The organism is Streptomyces sp. NPDC050704 (genome assembly GCF_040654355.1).
Taxonomy (GTDB): Bacteria; Actinomycetota; Actinomycetes; order Streptomycetales; family Streptomycetaceae; genus Streptomyces.
Genome location: NZ_JBFAHW010000152.1, coordinates 1 through 22,149, shown reverse-complemented (window position 1 = coordinate 22,149; position 22,149 = coordinate 1). Strand labels below are relative to the sequence as shown.

Here is a 22,149-nt window from a genome sequence, read left to right as displayed (position 1 = left end):
GACAGCCGACTGACCGTATGTCAGACCTGCCCGCAGGTCTGACGTACGGTCAGGCCTGACGCTGGTCGAACTCCCACAGGGCGTGCCAGAACCGCGCCTCGGAGGTCTGGAGCAGGCTGCCGTAGCGGTGCACCCGGGCCTCCTCGATCCGTCCGGCGTCGAGCCCTTCCTGCACGGCCGCCAGGGCCTTCCGGTCCAGCTCGGGCGCGGGCTCGGCGAAGAAGTCGAAGAAGCCGCAGGCCTCGTCGTCGAAGCCGTAGTGTCCGCGCAGGGCTTGGGCGATCGCGGCGCAATAGCCGCCCCAGGCCGCGAAGTTGGCGCTCAGCGCGAGGACCACCTCGGCCGGCGAGCCGTTCAGCGCGAGCCAGGCCACGTAAGCGGGATAGGTCTGGCAGTCCTCCAGCGGCTCGTACGCCGACTCCCCGGCCTCGTCCGCGCCGCAGGCGGCGGCGTACGCGCCGAGCCGGTCCTGGGCCAGGGCCTCACCCTCCGCGAGCATCCCGAAGAAGGCGGCGGCCTCCGGCGCCGCGGGCTCCGATTCGGCGCCCGCCCCTTTACCGGTGGACCGTTCGGCCAGATGGAGGAACGCCCGGCGGTCCGCGGCGATCACCTGGCGCTGCTCCAGGGCGAGCGCGGAGAGCGTGTCGCGTCGTGCCGCGCCCCGGGCGATCAGCGGCAGAAGGCGGTTGGCGTGCGGATCCGGAGCGAGCTTTCCGGTGGTCCTCTCCAGCAGTTCCCTGGCCGTCGGCGCCATCGCGTACTCCTTCGGTTCGGCTGACTCGGGGCCCTTCGACCAGGGTCCCACGCCCTCGGTCCGTTCCCCGGTCTGGAGTAGTCCGGCGCGATATCCCCGCCCGGCCGGGTGATCGTGGGTGGACCACCCTTCCGCCGTGGAGAGGGAGTTCCCCGGCGGGCGAGAGAAGGCGCAGGCACATGGCGACTTTGTGCAGACCCGCGGTCTCCGTTCCGGAATACGTGATCACGATGGAGGAGACGCTCGAACTGGCGAGCTCCCACCATCCGGACCACCCCCAACTACCGCTCGCGCTCCGCCTGATCGAGAACACCGGTGTACGCACCCGGCACATCGTGCGGCCCATCGAGGAGACGCTGAAGCACCCGGGCTTCGAGGAGCGCAACAAGGTCTACGAGGCCGAGGCGAAGGCCCGCGTCCCGGCGGTCGTCCAGCGGGCGCTCGACGAGGCCGAGCTCCTCGCCGCCGACGTCGACGTGATCATCTACGTGTCGTGCACGGGCTTCATGATGCCCTCGCTGACGGCCTGGCTGATCAACTCGATGGAGTTCACCAGCGACACCCGCCAGATACCGATAGCCCAGCTCGGTTGCGCGGCCGGCGGCGCGGCGATCAATCGGGCGCACGACTTCTGCACCGCCTACCCGGAGGCCAACGCCCTCATCGTGGCCTGCGAGTTCTGCTCGCTGTGCTATCAGCCGACCGACCTGGGCGTCGGCTCGCTGCTGTGCAACGGCCTGTTCGGGGACGGGATCGCCGCGGCGGTGGTCCGCGGCCGTGGCGGCGAGGGCATCAGCCTGGAGCGCAACGGTTCGTACCTGATCCCCAAGACCGAGGACTGGATCATGTACGACGTCCGGGCCACCGGGTTCCACTTCCTGCTGGACAAGCGGGTGCCGACCACGATGGAGCCGCTCGCGCCCGCCCTCCAGGACCTCGCGGGCCTGCACGGCTGGGACGCCTCCGACCTGGACTTCTACATCATCCACGCCGGGGGTCCGCGGATTCTCGACGACCTCAGCAAGTTCCTCCAAGTGGCACCGGAGGCCTTCCGGTTCAGCCGGGCGACGCTCACCGAGTACGGGAACATCGCCAGCGCCGTCGTCCTGGACGCGCTGCGCCGGCTGTTCGACGAGGGCGGCCCCCACGACCGGGCCCGCGGGCTGCTCGCCGGTTTCGGTCCTGGCATCACGGCCGAGATGGCGCTGGGCCGCTGGCACCGACCGACCGAAGAGACGGCGTGAGATGACGATGAGCGAAGAGACGACGACGGCTCCCCCGGTACGGCACTGGCCCGCCCTGGACCTGACCGGGGTGGACTTCGACCCCGTCCTGTCCGAGCTGATGCGCGAGGGCCCGGTCACCCGGATCGAGCTGCCCAACGGCGAGGGCTGGGCCTGGCTGGTGACCCGCTACGACGACGTACGGCTGGTGACGAACGACGCCCGGTTCAGCCGCGCGGAGGTCGTCGGCCGTCAAGTCACCCGGCTGGCACCGCACTTCATCCCCGCCCCGGGCGCGATGAGCTTCGTCGACAAGCCCGACCACGCACGGCTGCGCAGAGCGGTGAACGCCGCCTTCACCACGCGGGGCGTCGAGCGGCTGCGCGCGAGCGCCCAGCAGACGCTCGACGCGATGGTCGACGGCATGCTGCGCGACGGACCGCCCGCCGACCTGATCGACCGGGTCCTGGCCCCGTTCCCGATGACCGTCATCTGCGAGCTGATGGGCGTACCGGCCGCCGACCGCCACACCATGCACACCTGGACGCAGTCGATCCTCTCCTCCAGCCAGGGCGCCCGGGCCAGCGAGCAGGCCAAGCAGGACATGGAGGTCTACTTCGCCAAGCTGATCGCCGAGCGGCACGGCGCGACCGGCGAGGACGTGACCTCGCTGCTGGGCGCGGCGGTGGGCCGGGGCGACATCACCGAGGAGGAGGCGGTGGCGCTGGCGGGCCCGATCCAGATCGGCGGCGAGGCCGTCACCAACAACACCGGGCAGATGTTCTTCATCCTGCTCACCCGGCCCGAGCTGTTCGACCGGCTGCGCGACGAACCGGAGCTCCGCCCCCAGGCCCTCGACGAGCTGCTGCGCTTCATCCCGCACCGCAACGCCGTCGGCCTGTCCCGCATCGCGACGGAGGACGTCGAGATCAGGGGCGTACGCATCCGAAAGGGCGACCCGGTGTACGTCTCCTACCTGGCCGCCAACCGCGACCCGGACGTCTTCCCGGACCCCGACCGGATCGACTTCGAGCGCGGCCCCAACCCGCATCTGGCCTTCGGGCACGGGCCGCACTACTGCGTGGGCGGCATGCTGGCCCGGCTGGAGTCGGAGCTGATGGTGAACGCGCTCCTCGACCGGATCCCGACGCTGCGGCTGTCCGTCTCGGGTGACGAGGTGCCGTGGCGGCGCGGCGCGCTGATCCGCGGGCCCGAGGCCCTGCCCGTCACCTGGTGACCGCGCTCAGCCCCGCCGAGGGCCTGCTGGTGCCACCGGGTCACGGCCGTACCGTCCGCACCCCGGCCCAGCACGTGACGTTCAAGGTGACCGGCACGCACTCGCGGACGGCGTCCAGCTTCGAGGTGGTCGTACCGCCGGGCTTCGACGTCGGCGCACACGTCCACACCCGCAGCGAGGAACTCTTCTACGTGCTCGAAGGCGAACTGGACGTACTCGCCTTCGAGCCGCGGGTCCGCACTCCCGACAACTGGCAACGCTGGCAATCCACTTCGGGCAACCGCGTCGTACGCGCCACCCCCGGCACGGTCATCGTCGTACCCCCGGGCTGCCCGCACGCATTCGCCAACCCGACCGACAGCCCGGCAAAGATGTTCTTCCAAGCGTCCCCGCCACCGGACCACGAGCGCTACTTCGAGGAGCTGTTGAAGATCCTCGACGGGTCCGGCCCACCGGATTGTGCGGCGATCGAGGAATTGCGCGCACGGTACGACATCGAACAACTGACACCGTTGAAACACAGCTGAGCTGAGCGCCCCTCCGGGGGAGCCGTGACCGGCCGCGCCGGCGCAGGGGGCGACGGCGACGTGATGCGCAAGTACGCCCGAACGGCAGGTGACGTGCCGGGCCAGGTGACCGTGGCACGGGCGGGCGAGCGCCTGGCGGTGCCTGTGCCCGTGGGCGCAGTCGCCCAACGACCGAGTGGGCGTGGCCGGCCGGCCGGAGGGGACGGAAGTGAACTCGTCCGCCCCCTCCGGCACAGAACGTCGTGTTAAGCGGCCGCGGACTCTGGTTGCGCCTCGCGCACCGGTGGCGCCAGGCGGCCCGTGCGGTGCAGCCCGTAGAGAGCGGCCGCGCAGCCGAGGCCGAGCGCGAGCAGCGCCATCCACGGCAGCGCGGACATTCCGGCTGCCCGGGCGGCGTCGAGCGCGGCACCCGTCAGCAGGTTTCCGAGGGTGATGCCGATGCCGCAGATGGTGTTGTACAGGCCGTAGTGCGTGGCGACGAGGCGGTTGCCGGAGAGGCGGACGATGGTGTCCATCTCAAAGGGGTACGCGATCATCGTGCCGATCGCGAGGAGCAGCGCGGAGAGTGCCGGCGGCACGGCCGCGAGCAGCCACAGCCCCACTCCGCCGTCCGGTACCGGGACCGCGGTGGCCACCAGCAGCGGGGCAAATCCCAGCCCCATGGTCAGCAGTCCCCAGGTCAGTGCGCGGCCCGGTTCCATGCGGGCCTTGCACCAAGCGGTCACCTTGGTCTGGAAGAGGATGGTGCTCAGGCCCGAGACGGCGAACAGCAGCGCCACCGCCCCTGTGCCGAAGGTCCCGTCGCCACCCAGGCGCCGCACCTCCAGCGGCAGGGCGAGATAGACCTGGAACTGCATGACGTAGAAGCCGATCATGGCGACCGAGAACAGCAGGAACGGCCGGTTGGACACGATCCCCCGCCACTGGGACAGCACGCCCTCCTGGTCCTGTCCGCGCTTGGCGTCGTCGCCCCGACGAGCGGGCAGGGCCCGGATCTGGACGATGCTCAGCAGAGCGAAGATCCCGGCCGCGACAAGACACGTGACACGGAAGCTCACGCCGGTCAGCAGCATGCCCACCAGTGGGCCGAGCAGGATGCCGGCCTGGTAGAAGACGTTGAACAGCGCGAACGCCTCGACCCGCCGCTCACCCGCGTCCGCCGCGACATAGGCTCGTACGGCGGGATTGAACAGCGCCCCGGCCAGCCCCGTGGCGGCCGAAGCAGCCAGCAGGGCGGGTACGGACTCCACGAGTCCAAGGGTCGCGAAACCGACGATGCGTAGCACCAGACCGGCGATGATCATGGGTTTGTAGCCGAGCCGGTCGGCCAGTGTTCCGCCGAGCAGGAACATGCCCTGCTGGCTGAAGTTGCGTACGCCGAGGATCAGTCCGACCAGCCAGCCGGCCAACCCCACGGGACCTGCCAGATACGCGGCCAGATACGGCATCAGCATGTAGAAGCCGAGGTTGATGGTGAACTGATTCACCATCAACAGCTGAACGCTGCGCTCGTAGGTACGAACCTGTGCGATGGTCGTCCTCACCGGTTGCCCTCCGCGAGCCCGTCGATGTCGTCCAACTGCTCGGCGGCGTCGCTGTCCACGGACGCCCCGGCTTCCCCGCCGGATGCCTCCAGCGGACCGGTCATGTCGGACCGCGGCTCCGAGTCGGCCGACGTGAGCGGGTCCATGACGCTTTCGCACCGCGTCCAGCGGGTGACCTCCTTCTCGTCCAGGCGGCCGATCACCTCCGGTTCGGACGCGGGCGGGGAGTCGAGCAGGCCGTGGGCGGCGCAGTAGTCGTCGTCGTAGACCGTGCCGAGGTAGCGCTGCGGGCCGTCGGGGAAGATCGCCGCGATCCGGGTGTCCGCGGGCAGCGTGCGCGCCAGCCAGCCGGCGACCATCGCCACCGCGCCGACGCTCCAGCCGCCGGTGGCGTAGTGGGAGGCGGCCAGTTGGCGGCAGCTCCACACCGCTTCCGCCGGCGCGACCCAGTGCACCTCGCCGAAGTTGTCGTAGGCGACATTGCGCGGGTAGATGCTGGAGCCAAGGCCCCGCATCAGGCGGGGGCGGGCGGGCTGGCCGAAGATCGTCGACCCGATGGTGTCGACCCCGACCAGCTTGAGGTCCGGATAGAGCTGCTGGAGTACGCGGGAGACCCCCGCGGAGTGCCCGCCCGTTCCCACGCTGCACACCAGCACGTCGATGTGGCCGAGTTCCGTGGCCAGTTCGAGGGCGAGCGGAGTGTACGCGCTGGTGTTGTCGGGGTTGTTGTACTGGTCCGGGCACCACGAGCCGGGATGCTGCGCCATCAGCTGCGCGACGCGGTCGCGGCGGGCCTGCTGCCAGCCACCGGACGGGTGCGGTTCGGAGACGAGGTTGACCTGGGCCCCGTATGCGGTCAGTAGCCGGGTCATGGACATCTCCAACCCCGGGTCGGTCACCAGCGTGACGGGGTGTCCGTAGACCATTCCGGCCAGAGCGAGGCCCAGGCCGAGGGTGCCGCTGGTGGACTCGATGATCCTGGCGCCCGGCTGGAGTTCGCCGCGGGCGCGGGCGCGCTCGACCATGTGCAGACCCGGACGGTCCTTGATGCCGCCGGGGTTGAAGCCCTCCAGTTTCGCCCAGAAGCCGCGGTCCGGCTCGGTGAAGGGATGGGAAACGTGCAGTAGCGGGGTGTTGCCGACAAGCCCCCGTAGGGCGGAGCCGGAGCCGGAGGGTGTGAGGTCACTCTTGGTCACGGAGTGCATGAATTTCGCTCTCGTATCGATTCGACAGGGACGCATGCGGAATGCTCATCTCGTGCGGCGACCAAGGCGCGCCGCGCGGCGGGGCGACCAGGGCCGACCCGCGAGACGGCTCCTATATGCGCCACCTGCAGATGACGGTGAGAGCGGACCGGCCGCCGTTGGGCAGCAGCCTTCGAACGGCGCCGGCAGGCCGGCGCACGGGAGTTGCCGCGGCGCCCGTCAGCGACAGGGCGGCGACGGGGGGCGGCGGAACCCGAGGGGACGACTGTGGGGAGACGGCCTGCGCGAGGCGGGGATCGTGGCAACGGTCGGGAGCCTTGGACGGGTCGAGGTTCTCGCCGTCGGCGCCCTCCGCGGGCAGAGGGGCTCCACTCGACGCTGCGACTGACCGAGCAGGCAACTCCGGGGCATGGCCTTGATCGCCCAGAGACGCCAGCAGCATGAACAGCAGGGCGCTCAGCGTGCTCAGGACGAGCAGGCACTTCCGGAGCGGGCGTACGCATGAGACATCGGCACGGGCAGGGGCAGGGGTGGGCGGCACAGGTCCTCCGCGCGGCGGTCACTGCCCGTACGGGAACGCTCCCGGTCAGGGCAGGGATCGGTGGGGGGTGAGGGAAGAGAGCCGTCGACCGTCCCCGCGCCACGCTGTGGGGCGCTGTGCGCAGGAGGTCAGACGCCGTAGACCGGTCGCCGGGAGAAGGCGTGACGCGGCCTTGGGCCGAGTCCAGGAATCCCGCGAAGGGTCGACCAGTTCGGAAGGCGCTGACCTAGATACGAAGAACCGCGGAGTCCGCTGCTTGCGTTCTCGGGGCTGCGAAGTCCCGTGCCGCGGTGGGGTGACGGGCGGGCGCGGAACCGGGCATCTCGTCGCCGCTCTCCGCGCTCAGCGGAGACAGGCAGGGCACAGCCACAGCGGGCCCCTGGGAAGGCTGCCCGACCGCACAGATCTCACCGGCGTGCTGCTGTCCGTGACCGTCGTGATGACCGTCCGTCTGCGCACCCGCCACCTGCGTCGACATGGCACTCGCAACGTTCTCGTGCTCGGCGGTCGGCTCGAAATGAACGCCCGACGCCGAAACGTTTTCGCCGGAGGCGAGGTGACTCACCGTCGTGTCAGGGCTGACGGCATGCGTATACAGCAGGCCGAAGAGAAACAGGCCCAGCCCCAGCACACGCCACAGAGCCGCTGATGAGCGGCTCCGTGGCATACGAGAAGGAGACCAGGCCGTAATCACACCGTGATCCTAACCTGATGGCGAGGCTCCAGCGCGTCGCCCCAGGAGAACATCGAGTGAACCCAGCCACATGACGGCCCCAGAGTCACCTGATGCGGCCAACCGCACTTGACGGCCGATGACTTCACCGTTCGCAAACACCTTGTTCGGCTCCGCGAGACGGCCTGCGAGAACAGAAATCGGTGTGGCACCGAATGCCGGACCCAGTGGCCATCTACTATGGCCTTACGTATTGGGCAGCGAAGGGAAGTCGGGGCGATGCGGCGACTGGGGGATCTCGAGGCCGAGATCATGGATCGCCTCTGGACGTGGAACCGCCCGGCGACCGTGCGCAACGTAGTCGATGACATCAACAAGACCCGTCCCGTCGCGTACACCACGGTGATGACCGTCACCAACATCCTGTATTCCAAGGGCTGGCTGCTGCGGGGCAAGCAGGGTCGCGCCTGGCTGTACACACCCGTGCGCAGCCGGGAGGCGTACGCCGCCGCGCTCATGGAGGACGGTTTGGGAGAGAGCAAGGACCGCCCGGCCGCGCTGGTCGAATTCGTCTCGAACATGTCCGAGGACGAGATGGCCGCCCTGCGCAAGGCCCTGCGGACAGCGGGACGACAGGAAAAGGCCAAACGGTGAACGCGGCCCCGGCCCTGGTCGGCTACACGGCGGCTGTGGGGTTCGTCGCCCCGCGCCTCATGCTGCGTGGCAGCTGGCAGCATCGGGCCCCCGCGCCGGCGGCAGCGGTGTGGCACGCCCTGGCGGTCTCCTTCTCGATCGGGGCCGCGCTGGCCGCGTACAGCCTGGCCACGCCGGCCGAGCATCTGCACGCGGGCCTGGTGGGCCTGCTGCACACCTGCGGACTGGACGTAGGTACGGCCCAGCCCAACCCGGGTATCGGCGACCGGCTTGCCGTCGGCATCCCCGCCGTGATCGGGATCGCCCTGGTCGCAAGCTTCGTCTTCCATCTCGTACGAGCCCGTCGGGTGCGGACAGAACACCGGGATGCCGTCGACCTGGTGGGCCGCCACTCGGCCCGGCTCAGCGCCACCATCCTTCCGTACGACGTGCCTGCGGCCTACTGCCTGCCCGGCCGTGATCCCCGGATCGTGATCAGCGACGCGGCCGTACGCGAGCTGACGCCCGAGCAGCTCGCCGCCGTGCTGGAGCACGAGCAGGCCCACATCGCGGGCCGCCACCACCTGTTCCTGGCCGCCGTGGAAGCGTTCCACTCGGTGTTCCGGTGGCTGCCGCTGGCCCGCCATGCGCGGGAGCAGACGGCGCTCCTGCTGGAGATGATCGCGGACGACCGCGCACTGCGCAGCCACTCCCACGAGGTGCTGGCCACGGCGATGTACGAGATGGCCGCGGCCCGCACGCCGAAGGGCGCCCTGGCAGCGGGCGGCCAGAACGTCCTGATCCGCCTGAAGCGAGTCCTCGGCCCTCGCAAGGCCCCGCATCCCGCCCTGTGGGGTTCCGCGGCCGCCGCGGTGGTGACGGTGCCTCTGCTGCCGCTGCTGATCGCCTGCCCGCCGAGTCTCGGCTGACGCCGGGACTTTTCAGCTCCTCCTGAGGCTGTTGCGACTCGGACTCACTTGCGAGGCGTAATACTAAGCTACTAAGTTCTCACTCACTTGATGATGCGGCGCCGGACGCGGGCGAAGTCAACCCGCACCCATCGTCGGGTCCAGGGGACAGTGCCGAAGCTGACTGGCGTCGCCCGACGACCAGAGTCCGTCGCTCGGTCCACAGACGCGCAGAGGAGTCACTCCACGATGGGAACGCACCGTCGGCCGAAACCGCCCAGCCGCGCCCGGATCGCCACCCTCGGTATGGCCGCCGGCGCCGTCAGCCTTCTGCCGACGCAGAGTCAGGCGGCCCCCAGCCCCACCGTGGAGGGAGTGCGCGAGGAGGTGGAGCGGCTCTACGAGGAGGCCGAGGCCCCCACCGAGGAGTACAACGCCATCCGCGAGGAGCAGAAGAAGCTGCAGCGCGAGGCCGACCGCGCGCAGGACCGGCTGGCCCGCAAGCAGCAGGAGATCAACGAGCTGCGCGGGGAGATAGGCCCGCTGGCGGCCGCGCAGTACCGCAGCGGAGGCGTCGACGCGAGCGTCCAGCTCTTCCTGTCGGGTGATCCGGACGACTACCTCGACAAGGCCCAGATGCTCGACCGCACGAGCAACCGGCAGGCCGAGGCCCTGAGCGCGATGCAGAGCAAGCAGCGCGAGATCACCCAGGAGCGCGAGGCCGCCCAGAAGCGTCTGAAGACCCTGGAGGAGACCCGCGCCAAGGCCGGCGAGAAGAAGGACGAGGTCCAGGGCAAGCTCGCCAAGGCCCGCAAGCTCCTGAACAGCCTGACGGCCGCCCAGCGCGCCAAGATGGAAGCCGATCAGAAGCGCGAGGACGTCGCCGCGGGCGCCAGCGACACACCGGCCACCTACAACGGCCCGGCCGGCGGCCGCGGCAAGGCGGCCCTCGACTTCGCGTACGCGCAGCTGGGCAAGCCCTACGAGTGGGGTTCCACCGGCCCCAACTCCTTCGACTGCTCCGGGCTGACCGGCGCGGCCTGGCGCGCGGCGGGCGTCTCGCTGCCGCGCACGGTCCAGCAGCAGTACGACGCCGGCCGCAAAGTGGCCAAGTCGGACCTGCAACCCGGCGACATCATCTACTGGTACAACAGCACCCAGCACAACGGCATGTACGTCGGAAACGGCAAGGCCATCCACGCGCCCCGCACCGGCAAGAACGTCGAGATCGTCCCGCTGGACTCCATGCCGTTCTTCGCCGCCAGCAGGCCCTGAGCGCCAATCGCCGTACCACCCGAGGAACTTCCGTGACCGCACGCCCCACCGCCCGCCCCCTGCTCGCCGTCGCGGGCGCGACCGTCGCCGCTCTGGTGCTCGGCGCGTGCGGAGGCAGCTCTTCGGAGACTGGGGCCACAGCGAGTACATCGCAGTCTTCGGGGGCTCTGTCCCATGTGCACGGTCTGGGTGTCGATCCCGCTGACGGACGCGTGTACGTCGCTACCCACAGCGGTCTCTACACCGTGGCCGAGGGACAGAAGCCGAAGCTCGTCGGCGACCGCAAAGACGACTTCATGGGCTTCACGATCACCGGTGAGAACACCTTCATCGCCGGCGGACACGGCGCCCCGGGCAGCGACCGTCCCGGCAACGTCGGCCTGATCGAGACCAAGGACGCGGGCCGCACATGGGCGTCTCGATCCCTGTCCGGGGAGGCCGACTTCCACTCCCTGGACTCGGCCAAGGGCACCGTCTACGGATACGAGGGCGGCCGCATCCGGGTCAGCAAAGACCTCAAGAGCTGGGACGACCGGGCGACGCCGGAGGCCCTCGACCTCGCGGTGAACCCCTCCGGGGAGAAGCTGCTGGCCACCACGGCGCAGGGTGTGGTCACCAGCACCGATGGCGGCCGCACCTTCGCCAAGGGAGCCGAGCCGGTGCAGGCGTTTGTGTCCTGGCCCGCGGAGAAGTCCCTCTTCGGCATCGACACGTCCGGGAAGCTGAGCAGCAGCGCGGACGGCGGCAAGACGTGGAAGGAGCTCACGACCGTGCCCGGCGGGCAACCCCAGGCGCTGACCGCTGTGACCGCCGACCACATCCTCGCGGCGACGATGACAGGCGTGTACGAATCGCGTGACGGCGGCAAGACCTTCTCCGAGCTGGCACCGCTTGCTTCTTGACCCAGCTTCGCGAGGCCGACAGACACCCTCTCAGCCGAAGCGGGTATGCGCGGCCGTTCCTACGCCACCGTGGACTCCGGATCACTGTGCGGCAGATCGGGCGCGCGGGGTCATCCGTCGAAGTCGGGTCTCTGCTCAGACGCCCCGAACACCTGGGACAGCTCGCGGAGGTGCGGGATCAGGTCGACGGGCCCGGCGGTCAACTCGAGGCGGTCCTGAGGGCGTTCGCTCACATCTCACGCCGGCCCCGCGGGCACCACGGCGCCGAACTCTCTGTGTTTCTGCACCGGGACGAGCGGGTCGTCCGAGCGCAGCAACAGCTCCACGGCGTGATCCGGGACCTGCTGACCGAGGGCGCTCGGACCGGCGTCTTCCGTGACGACATCGCACCCGACGAGCTGGCGACGTACTGCCTCCACGCCCTGACCGCGGCTCCACCCTGCCCTCCGAAGCGGCGGTCGACCGGCTCGTCACGGTGACCATGTCGGGGCTCCGCGACGGGCAACCAGCCCCGGAAGACCCAACCTTGCTGAGTATGAGGAACCCTGGTGGCGCCGTGCGTCACGGCCTCCCTCTCCACTGGGCCTTGCCTGTCTGGGCAGTTGGGGACCGGCCTGGGGCGTCCTCGGCGTCAGTCGAAGGTCGCGGCTCACCGTGACGTAGCCCGAGGGTCCTTCACTCCTGAGGCGTCCGACCGCCGTCGAGCGCGGCGCGGCATCAGTGCCACGGCGGCAGCCGCGCCGAGGAGGACCACGGCGATGCCGCCGAGCAGCGCATTGGTCATTCCGGAGTTGAACGCCTCGCGGGCCGCGTCGGCCAGTTGCGCACCGGGGCGGCCGTCGAGTTCGGAGGCGACGCGCAGAGCGCCCGCCAGGGAGTCGCGCGCGGCGTCGGCAGCCTCGTCCGGGAGGCCGCCCACCGCTTCTCCCGTCTCGGAGCGGTACGTGGTGTTGAAGACGCTGCCCAGGACGGCGATTCCGAGGACTCCGCCGAGTTCGCGGGTGAGGTCGTTGAGCGCGGAGGCTACGCCCTGTTTCGCGGGCGGGAGGGCGGCGACGATCGCTTCGGTGGCGGGGGTCGCGGCGAAGGCGATGCCCGCGCCCAGCAGGCTGGTGGCGGTGAGGAAGGGCCCGAGGCCGCCGCCGTCGGTGGTGGCGGCGAGCAGACCGAGTCCGGCGGCGATCAGTGCCATCCCGAGCCCGACGACGGCACGCATTCCGTAGCGGCGCGCGAAGCCGGGAGCGACAGGCGAGAAGACCATCGCACCGACTGCCATCGTGACCAACGCGAGCCCGGACTGAAGCGGCGAGTAGCCCAGGATCTGCTGCAGGTACTGCAGTCCGAGGAAGAAGAAGCCGAACATCGCCAGCGACTCGGCCGTGATGACGAGCGACCCCGCGGCGACGCCCCGCAGTCGGAAGATCTTCACGTCGAGCAGCGGGTGCGCGCTCCTCGCCTCCCACAGGACGAAGGCCGAGAGTCCTGCGGCGCCCACCGAGAAGGCCGTGAGGACGACACCGTCGCTCCAGCCGAGTTCCGGGCCCTCCACGATCCCGAAGACCAGCGCGCCGACGCCGACGACGGACAACACGGCGCCGGCCACGTCGAGCGGACCGGACCGCGCGCTCCTGGAGGTCGGTGCGAGGACGACCGCGGCCACCAGGGCGAGGGCGCCGAGCATCGCGTTCACCAGGAACACCGAGCGCCAGGAGTACGCCTCCAGCAGCGCGCCCGCCAGCAGGACGGCCAGCAGGGCGGACCCGAAACTGACGCCGGACCAGATGCCCACAGCCCGGCCGCGTTCCTCGGGCGGGTAGACGTTGGTGACGATCGACAGGGTCATCGGCATGACCAGGGCGGCTCCGATGCCCGCCAGCCCGCGCAGCCCGATGACCAGGTCAACGTCATCGGTCCATAGGACGGCACCCGAAGCGAGAGCGAAGACGGCCAGGCCCGTGAGGAGGACGCCCTTGCGTCCGTAGCGGTCCCCCAGTGCGCCGCCCAGGAGAAGGAGGCCGGCGAAGGACACCCCGTACGCGTTCATGATCCACTGCAGCTCGGCCTCCGTGGCCCGCAGGTCCCGTGCCATGTCAGGGACTGCGACGAGCAGCGAGGCGAGCATGCCCACCACGACGGCGAGGGCGAGGCACATCACCGCCAGCACGGCCGACTTGCGCGTGGACGCAGGCGCCGACGCGTCCGCCGGAGCGGTGGACGACTGCATGACACACCTCCAATTCAAACGATCGCTTCAATCGCTCGTTTCAGTTCAACACGCCTGCTTTGCCTGAATCAAGCGCTTGTTTAAAATGGCTCGTAATGAACACCTCCCGCCCGGCCTCGACCCGGGACCGCCTGCTCGACACCGCCGAGCGGCTCTTCGCCGAGCACGGCTTCGCGGCCACGTCCTTGCGCACACTGACGGAGGCGGCCGGAGCCAACGTGGCCGCCGTCAACTACCACTTCGGCTCCAAGGAGGGGCTGCTCCGCTCGGTCGTCGAGCGCGCCATGGCCTCGGTCAACGGCGAACGCCTGCGCCTGCTGGAGGAACTCGGCGCGTCCGGCCGCAAGCCGACAGTGGAGGAGCTGGTGCGCGCCTTCGTGGCCACGGGGGCCAGCATCGTGGAACGCAGCGGTGAGCGCGGCCCGGCCGTCGCCCGCTTCCTCGGCCGCGTCATGTTCGAGCCCGACCCGGCGGTGCGCCGCCTGTTCGGCACGGAGGTCGCCCCGGTGGAGGGGCAGTACCTGGACGCCCTGCAAGCCGCGCTCCCCGAACTCCCCCCGGATGAGGTCGCGTTCCGCTACCGCGCCATGGTGGGACTACTGGGCCTCCATCAGTCGAATGCCCTTGACGACCTCCACCCGGGGCGCCCCAAAACAGTCGCCGGGCACACACGCACGGAGACCGATCGCCTCATCGCGCTGCTCACCGCGGGCCTCCAGGCCCCGCCTGCCGCCGGCTGACGGCTCGTCGCTCGGGGGGAGCCGAGGGGATCCGCGTGCGCGCACCGGGCAGGCCGGAGAGTCTTCGCCGCACCGGGCGATGACCGACACGAAGCCTCACCCGCCGCGACGACCACCAGCCACCTGCGCGGCGTCGATGCGGGCCGAGCCCATGACACCGACACCATCCACGAACTCACAGACGTCACACGGCCGGACCGTGCCCCACCGACCGTCGGCAAACCTCAAAAACCCCCTGGCGTGCATACCCCCTAGGGGTATATCGTTCACGACTGCAGGCCCCGGAGAAACGGGGTGCTATTGAGGGGAATGGGGATGGGAATGCAGGGCATGGACCACAGCGCTCACCACACCGGCACCGCGCACGACCAGGACACCCACGAGAGCCACCACGGCCATGCCGACCACGCGATGTCCCACGGCGGGCATGGGAAGGTGTCCTGGTCCATGGCAGCGAAGGCGACGCTGCACTGCCTGACCGGGTGCGCCATCGGCGAGATCCTCGGCATGGTCATCGGCACCGCGCTGATGTGGGGCAACGCGCAGACCATGGTCCTCGCGATCACGCTCGCGTTCCTGTTCGGCTACTCGTTCACGCTGTTCGCCGTGCGCCGGGCCGGCCTGGACCTCAAGTCCGCGATCAAGGTGGCACTCGCCGCCGACACCGTCTCCATCGCCGTGATGGAGCTGGTCGACAACGGCATCATCGCCCTCACCCCGGGCGCGATGGACGCGCACCTTTCCGACGGGCTGTTCTGGTCCGCCCTTCTGGGCGGGTTCGGGGTCGCGTTCCTGATCACCACGCCCGTGAACAAGTGGATGATCGGCCGCGGCAAGGGCCACGCGGTCGTCCATGCCTACCACTGACCATCAACCGGACCGGCTTCCGCCCGGGTGGTGCCCCGAGACCAGGGCGCACCACCCGGGCCCGTTTGTGTCACCTCGCCGCTACTGGTCGTCCTGAAGACCTTTTCATCAGCCCCACAGCCGGGCCCGGCCGACCTGGAGGCCCCTGGCGGAACGGTTCAGAGCCGCCGGCCCGACACCACGGTCACCGTCTCCCTCACAGCCGGCTCCGGCGTGATCCGCGTCGACGTCGAGGACACCGGCCCGCCACGCGCCCTGAAGCCGGGCCGCCGGAGCGGCGGCAGCGGCCTGGTCGGTATGCGGCAGCGCGCCGCCCTCTACCAGGGCAGCGTCGCCGCGGGCCCCAACTCCCGCGGCGGCTGGAGCGTCCGGCTTCCGCATGCTGCTGGAGGCAGAACCCGACATGACCGTCGTGGACCAGGCCACGAACGGTGGTGACGCGGTCCGCAGGTCCGCCGAACTGCGCCCCGATGTCGTCCTGATGGCCATCCGCATGCCCGGCATGGACGGCATGGACGGCATCGAGGCCACGCGCCGCATCGTGGAATCCGGCGGCCACTCCCGCGCCCTGGTCCTGGTCCTGACCACCTTCGACCTCGACGAATACGCCTACGAGGCGCTGCGCGCCGGTGCCAGCGGCCTCTTCCTCAAGGACACGCGGCCCGAGGAACTCGGCCCGTACAGATGCTGTCGGTGCCCCGCCAGGGGCGCGGGGCTCTGCCGATATGCGGCTCCGCCGCGTGGGAGCGACCAGCCACAACGGACCCGCAACCCGAATCGAACAGCACCCCAACGGCGCTACCGAATCGGCATCCCCGCCAACGTCCGAGCGATCACCAGCCGCTGGATCTCACTCGTGCCCTCGAAGATCGTGTAGATGGCCGCATCCCGGTGCATCCGCTCCACCGGATACTCCCGCGTGTACCCGTTCCCACCAAGGATCTGAATCGCCTGCCCGGTGACCTTCTTCGCGGTCTCACTGGCATACAGCTTCGACATCGACCCCTCGGCCGCGGTGAACGGCTTGCCACTGACGGCCATCCAGGAGGCACGCCACACCAGCAGCCGAGCCGCATCGATCTGGGTCCGCATGTCGGCAAGCTGGAAGGCGACGCCCTGGTTGTCGATGATCGGCCGCCCGAACTGCTCACGCGTCTTGGCGTACTCGAGGGCTTCCTCGTACGCGGCCCGAGCGGTGCCGACCGCCATGGCGCCGACCGCCGGGCGGGACGCCTCGAACGTGGCCATCGCCGCGTTCTTCACACGCTCCCCGTTGCCCGCCTTCGCCCGCTCCCGGGCACGGGCCAGGCGCTGGTCCAGCTTCTCCTTGCCGCCGAGGAGGCAGGAGCCGGGGACGCGGGCGTTCTCCAGGACGACCTCGGCGGTGTGCGAGGCGCGGATGCCGTGCTTCTTGAACTTCTGCCCCTGGGACAGCCCCGGCGTGTTCGGCGGCACGATGAAGGACGCGTGGCCCTTGGAGCCCAGTTCGGAGTCGACGACCGCGACCACGACGTGGACGTTGGCGATACCGCCGTTGGTCGCCCAGGTCTTGGTGCCGTTGAGGACCCACTCGTCCTTGGCCTCGTCGTACACGGCACGCGTGCGCATGGAGGCCACGTCGGAGCCGGCGTCGGGCTCGGAGGAGCAGAACGCGGCGACCTTGACATCGTTGGCATCGCCGTACATCTGGGGGATCCAGGTGCCGATCTGCTCCTCGGTGCCGTTGGCGAGGACGCCCACGGCGGCGAGGCCGGTGCCGACGATGGAGAGGGCGATGCCCGCGTCGCCCCAGAACAGCTCTTCCATGGCCATGGGTATGCCGAGGCCGGTCGGGTCGAAGTACTGCTGGGCGTAGAAGTCCAGGGAGTAGATGCCGACCTTCGCGGCCTCCTGGATGACCGGCCACGGCGTCTCTTCACGCTCGTCCCATTCGGCGGCCGCGGGGCGGATCACATCGGCGGCGAAGCCGTGGATCCAGTCCCGGACCTCCTTCTGTTCGTCGTTGAGCTCCATGGTGAACTCGGCCATGTTCCCTCCAGCGCTTCACTCATGTGTTACTTGCGGTAACGGTAGCTTGTTACCGATGGGTAGGAAAAGTCAACTCCCCGTTCCCGCTCGGCAGCCCGTTCGAGGAACAATCACCGCCGGGTGTTACGTTGCGCAGGCGTCACCGAATCAGCACGGGTGGGGAGAGCTCATGGACACCACGCAGCGGACCGATCAGCAACGGTCCGCCGACCGCCGTCGGCGCGAGTTGCTGGAGGCCGCCGACCGGGTGGTGCTCCGCGACGGCCCGGGCGCCTCGATGAACGCCATCGCGGCGGAGGCAGGCATCACCAAACCGATTCTGTACCGGCACTTCGGTGACAAGGGAGGACTGTACGCGGCCCTCGCCAAGCGTCACACCGACGCCCTGCTCGGCGCGCTCCGCGACGCCCTGGACGCACCGGCCGAGCGCCGGGAGCGGGTCGAGGCCACGCTCGACACCTACCTCGCGGCGATCGAGGCACGCCCGCAGGTGTACCGCTTTCTGATGCATCCGGCGGAGGGCGCGTCACCCGGCGACCCGGGCTTCGACATCGGAAAGCACTCCGCTCCCCTGCTGCGTCGCATGGGCGAGGAACTCGCCGAGGTCATCGAGGAGCGCGTCGACCTCGGCCCGGCCGGCCAGCAGCTCGCCCGCGTGTGGGGACACGGCATCGTCGGCATGATGCACGCCGCCGGCGACTGGTGGCTCGGCGAACGCCCCTGCTCACGCGCCGAGTTGGTACGCGCACTGGCGGACCTGCTGTGGGGACGCCTGGCAGCGGCGGGCGACAAGGCGGGCGGCCCGAGCTTCTGACGGGCGCTGGGGCTGGGGCTGGGGCTTCCAACTCCGGTGCACAACAGCGCCCCATAAGGGGCGCGGGGAACTGCGCGACCAGCCACAACGCACCCGCAGCCGCCCAACAAAACTCAACGCCCCCAAGACGCCCGCGCGGCCTGCCTCATAACCCGCCGCCTACGCCACCCCGCAAGCCGATCCACATACAACCCACCGTCAAGGTGATCGCACTCATGCTGAAGGCACCGGGCGAACCACCCGGTGCCATGCACCCGCACCGGCTCACCGTCAACCGTGAACCCCTCCACCACCGCATGGTCGTACCGCTCGGTCCCCGCCTCGAGCCCCGGCAGCGACAGACACCCCTCCGGCCCGCGCAACACCAGCCCGTCCGCCTCGACCAGCCGCGGGTTCACCAGATGCCCCACATGACGGCGGTCCTCGTCGTCCGGGCAGTCGTACACGAAGACCCGCAACGGCGTACCGACTTGATTCGCGGCGAGACCGACTCCCTGCGCCCAGTACATCGTCGCGAACATGTCCTCGACCAGGCGCGCCAGTTGGGGGCCGAACTCCGTGACCTCTCCACACCGTGTGTGCAAGCCGGGGTCGCCGAGCAAAGAGAGAGGAAGAACGCGCCCCTGGGCGCCCGGGATCGAGCCGTGTCGCATGGTCGCAAGGGTACGGTCCTCAATGTCGCGCGCGTGCCGCGATGGTGCCGCGATTCGGGCCGGTGAGTGGATCTCGATAGGCTGAGGGCCACACGTTGCCGGGAGCAGTGCGCGGCGCCGTACGCAAGGAGGATCGAGAACTGATGGCAGGCAACTCGGACCCGCTGTCGCCGCGGGCCAAGCTGGCCGTGACGGCGGGCAAGGCGGTCGCGGCAGCCTCGCGGGCCGCGGGCCGCGGCAGCGGATCGGTGATCGGCGGCCGGGTGGCGCTCAAACTCGACCCCGACCTGCTGGCCCGGCTCGCCACACACCTGGACGTGATCCTGGTGTCGGCAACCAACGGCAAGACCACCACCACGCGGCTGATCGCGGAGGCGCTGGGCGCGGCCGGCCCCGTCGTCTCGAACGCCCTCGGCGCGAACATGCCCGCCGGCATCACCTCGGCGCTCGCCGGCGGCTCGGAGGCCCGGTACGCCGTCATCGAAGTCGACGAGAAGTACCTCGCCGGTGTCGCGCGGGACACCGACCCGAAGTGCATCGCGCTGCTCAACCTCTCCCGCGACCAGCTGGACCGCGCCGCCGAGACCCGCATGATGGCCGAGCACTGGCGCGAGGGCCTGGCCGGTTCCAAGGCCGTCGTGGTCGCCAACGCCGACGACCCGCTGGTGGTGTGGGCCGCGTCCTCCTCACCGAACGTGGTGTGGGTGGCCGCCGGACAGGAGTGGAAGGACGACGCCTGGTCCTGCCCGTCCTGCGGCGGTGTGATGCAGCGCCCCGGCGACGACTGGTTCTGCGGCGACTGCGGCTTCCGCCGTCCGCTGCCCAGCTGGGCGCTCTCCGGGGACTACGTCCTGGACCCGCACGGTTCCGCCTGGCCGATCCGCCTCCAGCTGCCGGGCCGGGCCAACAAGGCGAACGCCGCCTCGTCGGCCGCCGTCGCCGCCGTCTTCGGCGTGCCCCCGCAGGTCGCCCTGGAACGCATGTACCAGGTACAGGCCGTGGCCGGACGCTACGACGTCGTGCAGTTCATGCAGCGCGACCTGCGTCTGCTGCTCGCCAAGAACCCCGCGGGCTGGCTGGAGACGTTCTCCCTGATCGACCCGCCGCCCACCCCGGTCATCCTGTCCGTGAACGCGCGCGGCGCCGACGGCACCGACACCTCCTGGCTGTGGGACGTCGACTACACCCGGCTCACCGGCCACCCGATCTTCGTCCTCGGCGACCGGAAGCTGGACCTCGCCGTACGTCTGGAAGTCGCGAACCAGCACTTCCAGGTCTGCGAGAACCTCGACCAGGCCGTACAGCAGGCACCACCCGGACGCATCGAGGTCATCGCGAACTACACCGCGTTCCAGGACCTGCGCCGCCGCGTCGGCAACTGACCACCCAGGCATGTAAAGGACACCGAGGACACTGACCATGAGTGACAACAGCCTGCGCCTGGTGTGGATCTACCCCGATCTGCTGAGCACGTACGGCGACCAGGGCAACGCGCTCGTCGTGGAGCGCCGGGCCCGCCAGCGAGGTCTGGACGTGGCACGTCTCGACGTGCGCAGCGACCAGCCCATCCCCACCTCCGGCGACATCTACCTGATCGGCGGCGGTGAGGACCGTCCGCAGCGGCTCGCGGCCGAGCGGCTGCGCCGCGACGGCGGCCTGCACCGCGCGGTCAGCAACGGCGCGATCGTCTTCTCGGTGTGCGCCGGCTACCAGATCCTCGGCCACGAGTTCATCAACGACCTCGGGCAGCGCGAGCCGGGCCTCGGCCTGCTCGACGTGGTCTCCACCCGCGGCGAGGGCGAGCGGTGCGTCGGCGACGTGCTCGGCGACATCGACTCGCGCCTGGGCCTGCCTCCGCTGACCGGCTTCGAGAACCACCAGGGCATCACCCACGTCGGCCCCACCGCGCGCCCGTTCGCGCAGGTCCGGTTGGGCAACGGCAACGGCACGGGCGACGGCACGGAAGGCGCGTACAACGGAACCGTCTTCGGTACGTACATGCACGGACCCGTGCTGGCCCGGAACCCGTTGGTCGCCGACCTGCTGCTGAAGCTCGCCCTCGACGTCAACGCGCTGCCGCCGATCGACGACCGGTGGTACGAGGCACTGCGCAACGAGCGCATCTCGGCCGCTCAACAGCCCGCCTGACCCCGGGCGGCACAGCCCGTCTGACCGGTCTTCCGCTCACGTGTGCGGGCGCGTCCAGCAGGCGGACGCACGATGCGGACCCGCCCCCTGCCGCCGGTAGGGTGGCGAGGTCCAGCCGGACAGCGTGGTCCGGTCCCCGGCCCACGTTGAGAAGGTATTTCGGGCTATGCGCATTGGTGTCCTCACGTCCGGCGGCGACTGCCCCGGCCTGAACGCCGTCATCCGGTCCGTCGTACACCGTGCCGTCGTCGACCACGGCGACGAGGTCATCGGCTTCCGGGACGGCTGGAAGGGTCTCCTGGAGTGCGACTACCTCAAGCTCGACCTCGACGCGGTGAGCGGCATCCTGGCTCGCGGCGGCACCATCCTCGGCTCCTCCCGGGTCCAGCCGTCGCAGCTGCGTGACGGTGTGGAGCGGGCCAAGGGGCACCTGGAGGAACTCGGACTCGACGCGATCATCCCGATCGGCGGCGAGGGCACGTTGAAGGCGGCCCGCCTCCTGTCGGACAGCGGCCTGCCGATCGTCGGCGTGCCGAAGACCATCGACAACGACATCGCGGTCACGGACGTCACCTTCGGCTTCGACACGGCCGTCGGCGTCGCGACCGAGGCGCTGGACCGTCTCAAGACCACCGCCGAGTCCCATCAGCGGGTCCTGATCGTCGAGGTCATGGGCCGCCACACCGGCTGGATCGCACTGCACTCCGGCATGGCCGCGGGCGCGCACGCGATCGTCGTGCCGGAACGCCCCTTCGACATCGACGAGTTGGCCGCCAAGGTCGGCGAACGCTTCGAGGCGGGCAAGCGGTTCGCCATCGTCGTCGCCGCGGAGGGCGCCAAGCCCCGCGAGGGCTCGATGGAGTACGACGAGGGCGGCAAGGACGTCTACGGCCACGAGCGCTTCGCGGGCATCGCCCGGCAGCTCTCCATCGAGCTGGAGAACCGCCTCGGCAAGGAGGCCCGCCCGGTGATCCTCGGGCACGTCCAGCGCGGCGGCACCCCGACGGCGTACGACCGTGTGCTCGCCACCCGCTTCGGCTGGCATGCGGTGGAGGCCGTGCACCGGGGCGAGTTCGGCAAGATGACGGCGCTGCGCGGCACGGACATCGTGATGGTGTCCCTGGCCGAGGCCGTGGAGACGCTGAAGACCGTTCCGGACGAGCGGTACGCCGAGGCCGAGTGCGTGCTCTGACCCGTCCCCGAAGGGCGCGAACCGCCCCCGGCCGCAGCTGCGGCCGGGGGCGGTTCTAGTC

At 70.1% G+C, this 22,149-nt stretch carries 22 protein-coding genes and 1 pseudogene; 14 read left to right on the top strand and 9 right to left on the bottom strand.

Annotation, left to right across the window (positions count from 1 at the left end; translation table 11 throughout):
• Window positions 1–49: 49 nt before the first annotated feature.
• Window positions 50–754: a transcriptional regulator gene (locus AB0I18_RS46475; RefSeq protein WP_363111879.1), complete on the bottom strand. Its 705-nt coding sequence runs from the start codon at window positions 752–754 to the stop codon at window positions 50–52.
• 179 nt (window positions 755–933) lie between these two features.
• On the opposite strand from AB0I18_RS46475, the gene AB0I18_RS46470 reads away from it, so the two are divergent.
• Genes AB0I18_RS46470 through AB0I18_RS46460 form a run of 3 tightly spaced genes read left to right on the top strand, consistent with a single transcriptional unit; the run spans window position 934 to window position 3,741 of the window.
• Complete coding sequence (locus tag AB0I18_RS46470; protein WP_363111878.1) at window positions 934–1,998, top strand: type III polyketide synthase; 1,065 nt, start codon at window positions 934–936, stop codon at window positions 1,996–1,998.
• 7 nt (window positions 1,999–2,005) lie between these two features.
• Window positions 2,006–3,214 (top strand): cytochrome P450, encoded by a 1,209-nt coding sequence (locus AB0I18_RS46465; protein WP_363111877.1) that lies wholly within the window; start codon window positions 2,006–2,008, stop codon window positions 3,212–3,214.
• Window positions 3,208–3,741 carry a cupin domain-containing protein gene (locus AB0I18_RS46460; protein ID WP_363111880.1) on the top strand — a complete coding sequence of 178 codons (534 nt, stop codon included), beginning with the start codon at window positions 3,208–3,210 and terminating at the stop codon, window positions 3,739–3,741. The genes AB0I18_RS46465 and AB0I18_RS46460 overlap by 7 nt, the downstream gene beginning before the upstream one ends.
• A gap of 245 nt (window positions 3,742–3,986) precedes the next feature.
• On the opposite strand, the gene AB0I18_RS46455 is transcribed toward AB0I18_RS46460, so the two are convergent.
• The 3 genes from AB0I18_RS46455 to AB0I18_RS46445 all read right to left on the bottom strand — a co-directional run bounded on the left by AB0I18_RS46455 (window position 3,987) and on the right by AB0I18_RS46445 (window position 7,698).
• Window positions 3,987–5,285: an MFS transporter gene (locus AB0I18_RS46455; protein ID WP_363111876.1), complete on the bottom strand. Its 1,299-nt coding sequence runs from the start codon at window positions 5,283–5,285 to the stop codon at window positions 3,987–3,989.
• Window positions 5,282–6,490: a PLP-dependent cysteine synthase family protein gene (locus AB0I18_RS46450; protein WP_363111875.1), complete on the bottom strand. Its 1,209-nt coding sequence runs from the start codon at window positions 6,488–6,490 to the stop codon at window positions 5,282–5,284. Before AB0I18_RS46450 ends, AB0I18_RS46455 begins: the two co-directional genes overlap by 4 nt.
• Window positions 6,491–7,257: 767 nt before the next feature.
• Entirely contained in the window at window positions 7,258–7,698 is a 441-nt protein-coding gene (locus tag AB0I18_RS46445) for a DUF6153 family protein (RefSeq protein ID WP_363111874.1), read from the bottom strand.
• A 285-nt stretch (window positions 7,699–7,983) separates the two neighbouring features.
• Here AB0I18_RS46445 and AB0I18_RS46440 point away from each other — a divergent pair, with 285 nt between their 5' ends.
• From AB0I18_RS46440 to AB0I18_RS46425, 4 genes are all read left to right on the top strand, one after another.
• Window positions 7,984–8,358: a BlaI/MecI/CopY family transcriptional regulator gene (locus AB0I18_RS46440; RefSeq protein ID WP_363111873.1), complete on the top strand. Its 375-nt coding sequence runs from the start codon at window positions 7,984–7,986 to the stop codon at window positions 8,356–8,358.
• Complete coding sequence (locus tag AB0I18_RS46435) at window positions 8,355–9,266, top strand: M56 family metallopeptidase (RefSeq protein WP_363111872.1); 912 nt, start codon at window positions 8,355–8,357, stop codon at window positions 9,264–9,266. Before AB0I18_RS46440 ends, AB0I18_RS46435 begins: the two co-directional genes overlap by 4 nt.
• Window positions 9,267–9,494: 228 nt before the next feature.
• On the top strand, window positions 9,495–10,520 hold the full coding sequence (locus AB0I18_RS46430) for an NlpC/P60 family protein (RefSeq protein WP_363111871.1): 1,026 nt from the start codon (window positions 9,495–9,497) through the stop codon (window positions 10,518–10,520).
• A 32-nt stretch (window positions 10,521–10,552) separates the two neighbouring features.
• Entirely contained in the window at window positions 10,553–11,422 is an 870-nt protein-coding gene (locus AB0I18_RS46425) for a F510_1955 family glycosylhydrolase (RefSeq protein WP_363111870.1), read from the top strand.
• Window positions 11,423–11,658: 236 nt separating this feature from the next.
• Here the strand turns inward: AB0I18_RS46425 and AB0I18_RS46420 are convergent, their stop codons facing one another.
• Together AB0I18_RS46420 and AB0I18_RS46415 are read right to left on the bottom strand one after the other, a co-directional pair.
• Complete coding sequence (locus tag AB0I18_RS46420) at window positions 11,659–11,841, bottom strand: hypothetical protein (RefSeq protein ID WP_363111869.1); 183 nt, start codon at window positions 11,839–11,841, stop codon at window positions 11,659–11,661.
• Between the two features lie 230 nt (window positions 11,842–12,071).
• On the bottom strand, window positions 12,072–13,646 hold the full coding sequence (locus tag AB0I18_RS46415) for a DHA2 family efflux MFS transporter permease subunit (RefSeq protein ID WP_363111868.1): 1,575 nt from the start codon (window positions 13,644–13,646) through the stop codon (window positions 12,072–12,074).
• Window positions 13,647–13,741: 95 nt separating this feature from the next.
• On the opposite strand from AB0I18_RS46415, the gene AB0I18_RS46410 reads away from it, so the two are divergent.
• Both AB0I18_RS46410 and AB0I18_RS46405 read left to right on the top strand, forming a co-directional pair.
• The gene (locus AB0I18_RS46410) at window positions 13,742–14,386 is read left to right on the top strand and encodes a TetR/AcrR family transcriptional regulator (RefSeq protein WP_363111867.1); all 645 of its coding nucleotides are present in this window, start codon (window positions 13,742–13,744) and stop codon (window positions 14,384–14,386) included.
• A 330-nt stretch (window positions 14,387–14,716) separates the two neighbouring features.
• Window positions 14,717–15,253, top strand: coding sequence for a DUF4396 domain-containing protein (locus AB0I18_RS46405; RefSeq protein ID WP_363111866.1), 537 nt, complete (start codon window positions 14,717–14,719; stop codon window positions 15,251–15,253).
• Between the two features lie 108 nt (window positions 15,254–15,361).
• On the opposite strand, the gene AB0I18_RS46400 is transcribed toward AB0I18_RS46405, so the two are convergent.
• Window positions 15,362–15,634, bottom strand: a complete 273-nt coding sequence (locus AB0I18_RS46400; protein ID WP_363111865.1) for a hypothetical protein — start codon at window positions 15,632–15,634, stop codon at window positions 15,362–15,364.
• Here AB0I18_RS46400 and AB0I18_RS46395 point away from each other — a divergent pair.
• Window positions 15,633–15,926: pseudogene (locus AB0I18_RS46395) on the top strand (response regulator transcription factor); the annotation flags it as partial. The gene AB0I18_RS46400 and the pseudogene AB0I18_RS46395 sit on opposite strands and share 2 nt — an antisense overlap.
• Window positions 15,927–16,051: 125 nt before the next feature.
• On the opposite strand, the gene AB0I18_RS46390 reads toward AB0I18_RS46395, so the two are convergent.
• Window positions 16,052–17,281 carry an acyl-CoA dehydrogenase family protein gene (locus AB0I18_RS46390; RefSeq protein ID WP_363111864.1) on the bottom strand — a complete coding sequence of 410 codons (1,230 nt, stop codon included), beginning with the start codon at window positions 17,279–17,281 and terminating at the stop codon, window positions 16,052–16,054.
• Between the two features lie 169 nt (window positions 17,282–17,450).
• On the opposite strand from AB0I18_RS46390, the gene AB0I18_RS46385 reads away from it, so the two are divergent.
• Window positions 17,451–18,095 carry a TetR family transcriptional regulator gene (locus tag AB0I18_RS46385; protein WP_363111863.1) on the top strand — a complete coding sequence of 215 codons (645 nt, stop codon included), beginning with the start codon at window positions 17,451–17,453 and terminating at the stop codon, window positions 18,093–18,095.
• Window positions 18,096–18,208: 113 nt separating this feature from the next.
• On the opposite strand, the gene def is transcribed toward AB0I18_RS46385, so the two are convergent.
• Window positions 18,209–18,748 (bottom strand): peptide deformylase, encoded by a 540-nt coding sequence (gene def / locus AB0I18_RS46380; RefSeq protein ID WP_363111862.1) that lies wholly within the window; start codon window positions 18,746–18,748, stop codon window positions 18,209–18,211.
• Window positions 18,749–18,891: 143 nt separating this feature from the next.
• Between def and AB0I18_RS46375 the strand changes: the two genes are divergently transcribed.
• The 3 genes from AB0I18_RS46375 (at window position 18,892) to AB0I18_RS46365 (ending at window position 22,088) form a co-directional block, all read left to right on the top strand.
• Window positions 18,892–20,130 carry a MurT ligase domain-containing protein gene (locus AB0I18_RS46375; RefSeq protein ID WP_363111861.1) on the top strand — a complete coding sequence of 413 codons (1,239 nt, stop codon included), beginning with the start codon at window positions 18,892–18,894 and terminating at the stop codon, window positions 20,128–20,130.
• A 37-nt stretch (window positions 20,131–20,167) separates the two neighbouring features.
• Window positions 20,168–20,896 carry a glutamine amidotransferase gene (locus tag AB0I18_RS46370; protein ID WP_363111860.1) on the top strand — a complete coding sequence of 243 codons (729 nt, stop codon included), beginning with the start codon at window positions 20,168–20,170 and terminating at the stop codon, window positions 20,894–20,896.
• A 166-nt stretch (window positions 20,897–21,062) separates the two neighbouring features.
• Window positions 21,063–22,088 (top strand): 6-phosphofructokinase, encoded by a 1,026-nt coding sequence (locus AB0I18_RS46365; RefSeq protein WP_363111859.1) that lies wholly within the window; start codon window positions 21,063–21,065, stop codon window positions 22,086–22,088.
• Window positions 22,089–22,149 lie beyond the last annotated feature (61 nt).

Coding starts and splice junctions, on each gene's coding strand:
- AB0I18_RS46475 (WP_363111879.1), bottom strand. CDS start 754: ATGGCGCCGACGGCCAGGGAACTGCTGGAGAGGACCACCGGAAAGCTC.
- AB0I18_RS46470 (WP_363111878.1), top strand. CDS start 934: ATGGCGACTTTGTGCAGACCCGCGGTCTCCGTTCCGGAATACGTGATC.
- AB0I18_RS46465 (WP_363111877.1), top strand. CDS start 2,006: ATGAGCGAAGAGACGACGACGGCTCCCCCGGTACGGCACTGGCCCGCC.
- AB0I18_RS46450 (WP_363111875.1), bottom strand. CDS start 6,490: ATGCACTCCGTGACCAAGAGTGACCTCACACCCTCCGGCTCCGGCTCC.
- AB0I18_RS46445 (WP_363111874.1), bottom strand. CDS start 7,698: ATGCCACGGAGCCGCTCATCAGCGGCTCTGTGGCGTGTGCTGGGGCTG.
- AB0I18_RS46440 (WP_363111873.1), top strand. CDS start 7,984: ATGCGGCGACTGGGGGATCTCGAGGCCGAGATCATGGATCGCCTCTGG.
- AB0I18_RS46430 (WP_363111871.1), top strand. CDS start 9,495: ATGGGAACGCACCGTCGGCCGAAACCGCCCAGCCGCGCCCGGATCGCC.
- AB0I18_RS46415 (WP_363111868.1), bottom strand. CDS start 13,646: ATGCAGTCGTCCACCGCTCCGGCGGACGCGTCGGCGCCTGCGTCCACG.
- AB0I18_RS46410 (WP_363111867.1), top strand. CDS start 13,742: ATGAACACCTCCCGCCCGGCCTCGACCCGGGACCGCCTGCTCGACACC.
- AB0I18_RS46405 (WP_363111866.1), top strand. CDS start 14,717: ATGGACCACAGCGCTCACCACACCGGCACCGCGCACGACCAGGACACC.
- AB0I18_RS46400 (WP_363111865.1), bottom strand. CDS start 15,634: ATGCGGAAGCCGGACGCTCCAGCCGCCGCGGGAGTTGGGGCCCGCGGC.
- AB0I18_RS46390 (WP_363111864.1), bottom strand. CDS start 17,281: ATGGCCGAGTTCACCATGGAGCTCAACGACGAACAGAAGGAGGTCCGG.
- AB0I18_RS46385 (WP_363111863.1), top strand. CDS start 17,451: ATGGACACCACGCAGCGGACCGATCAGCAACGGTCCGCCGACCGCCGT.
- def (WP_363111862.1), bottom strand. CDS start 18,748: ATGCGACACGGCTCGATCCCGGGCGCCCAGGGGCGCGTTCTTCCTCTC.
- AB0I18_RS46375 (WP_363111861.1), top strand. CDS start 18,892: ATGGCAGGCAACTCGGACCCGCTGTCGCCGCGGGCCAAGCTGGCCGTG.
- AB0I18_RS46370 (WP_363111860.1), top strand. CDS start 20,168: ATGAGTGACAACAGCCTGCGCCTGGTGTGGATCTACCCCGATCTGCTG.
- AB0I18_RS46365 (WP_363111859.1), top strand. CDS start 21,063: ATGCGCATTGGTGTCCTCACGTCCGGCGGCGACTGCCCCGGCCTGAAC.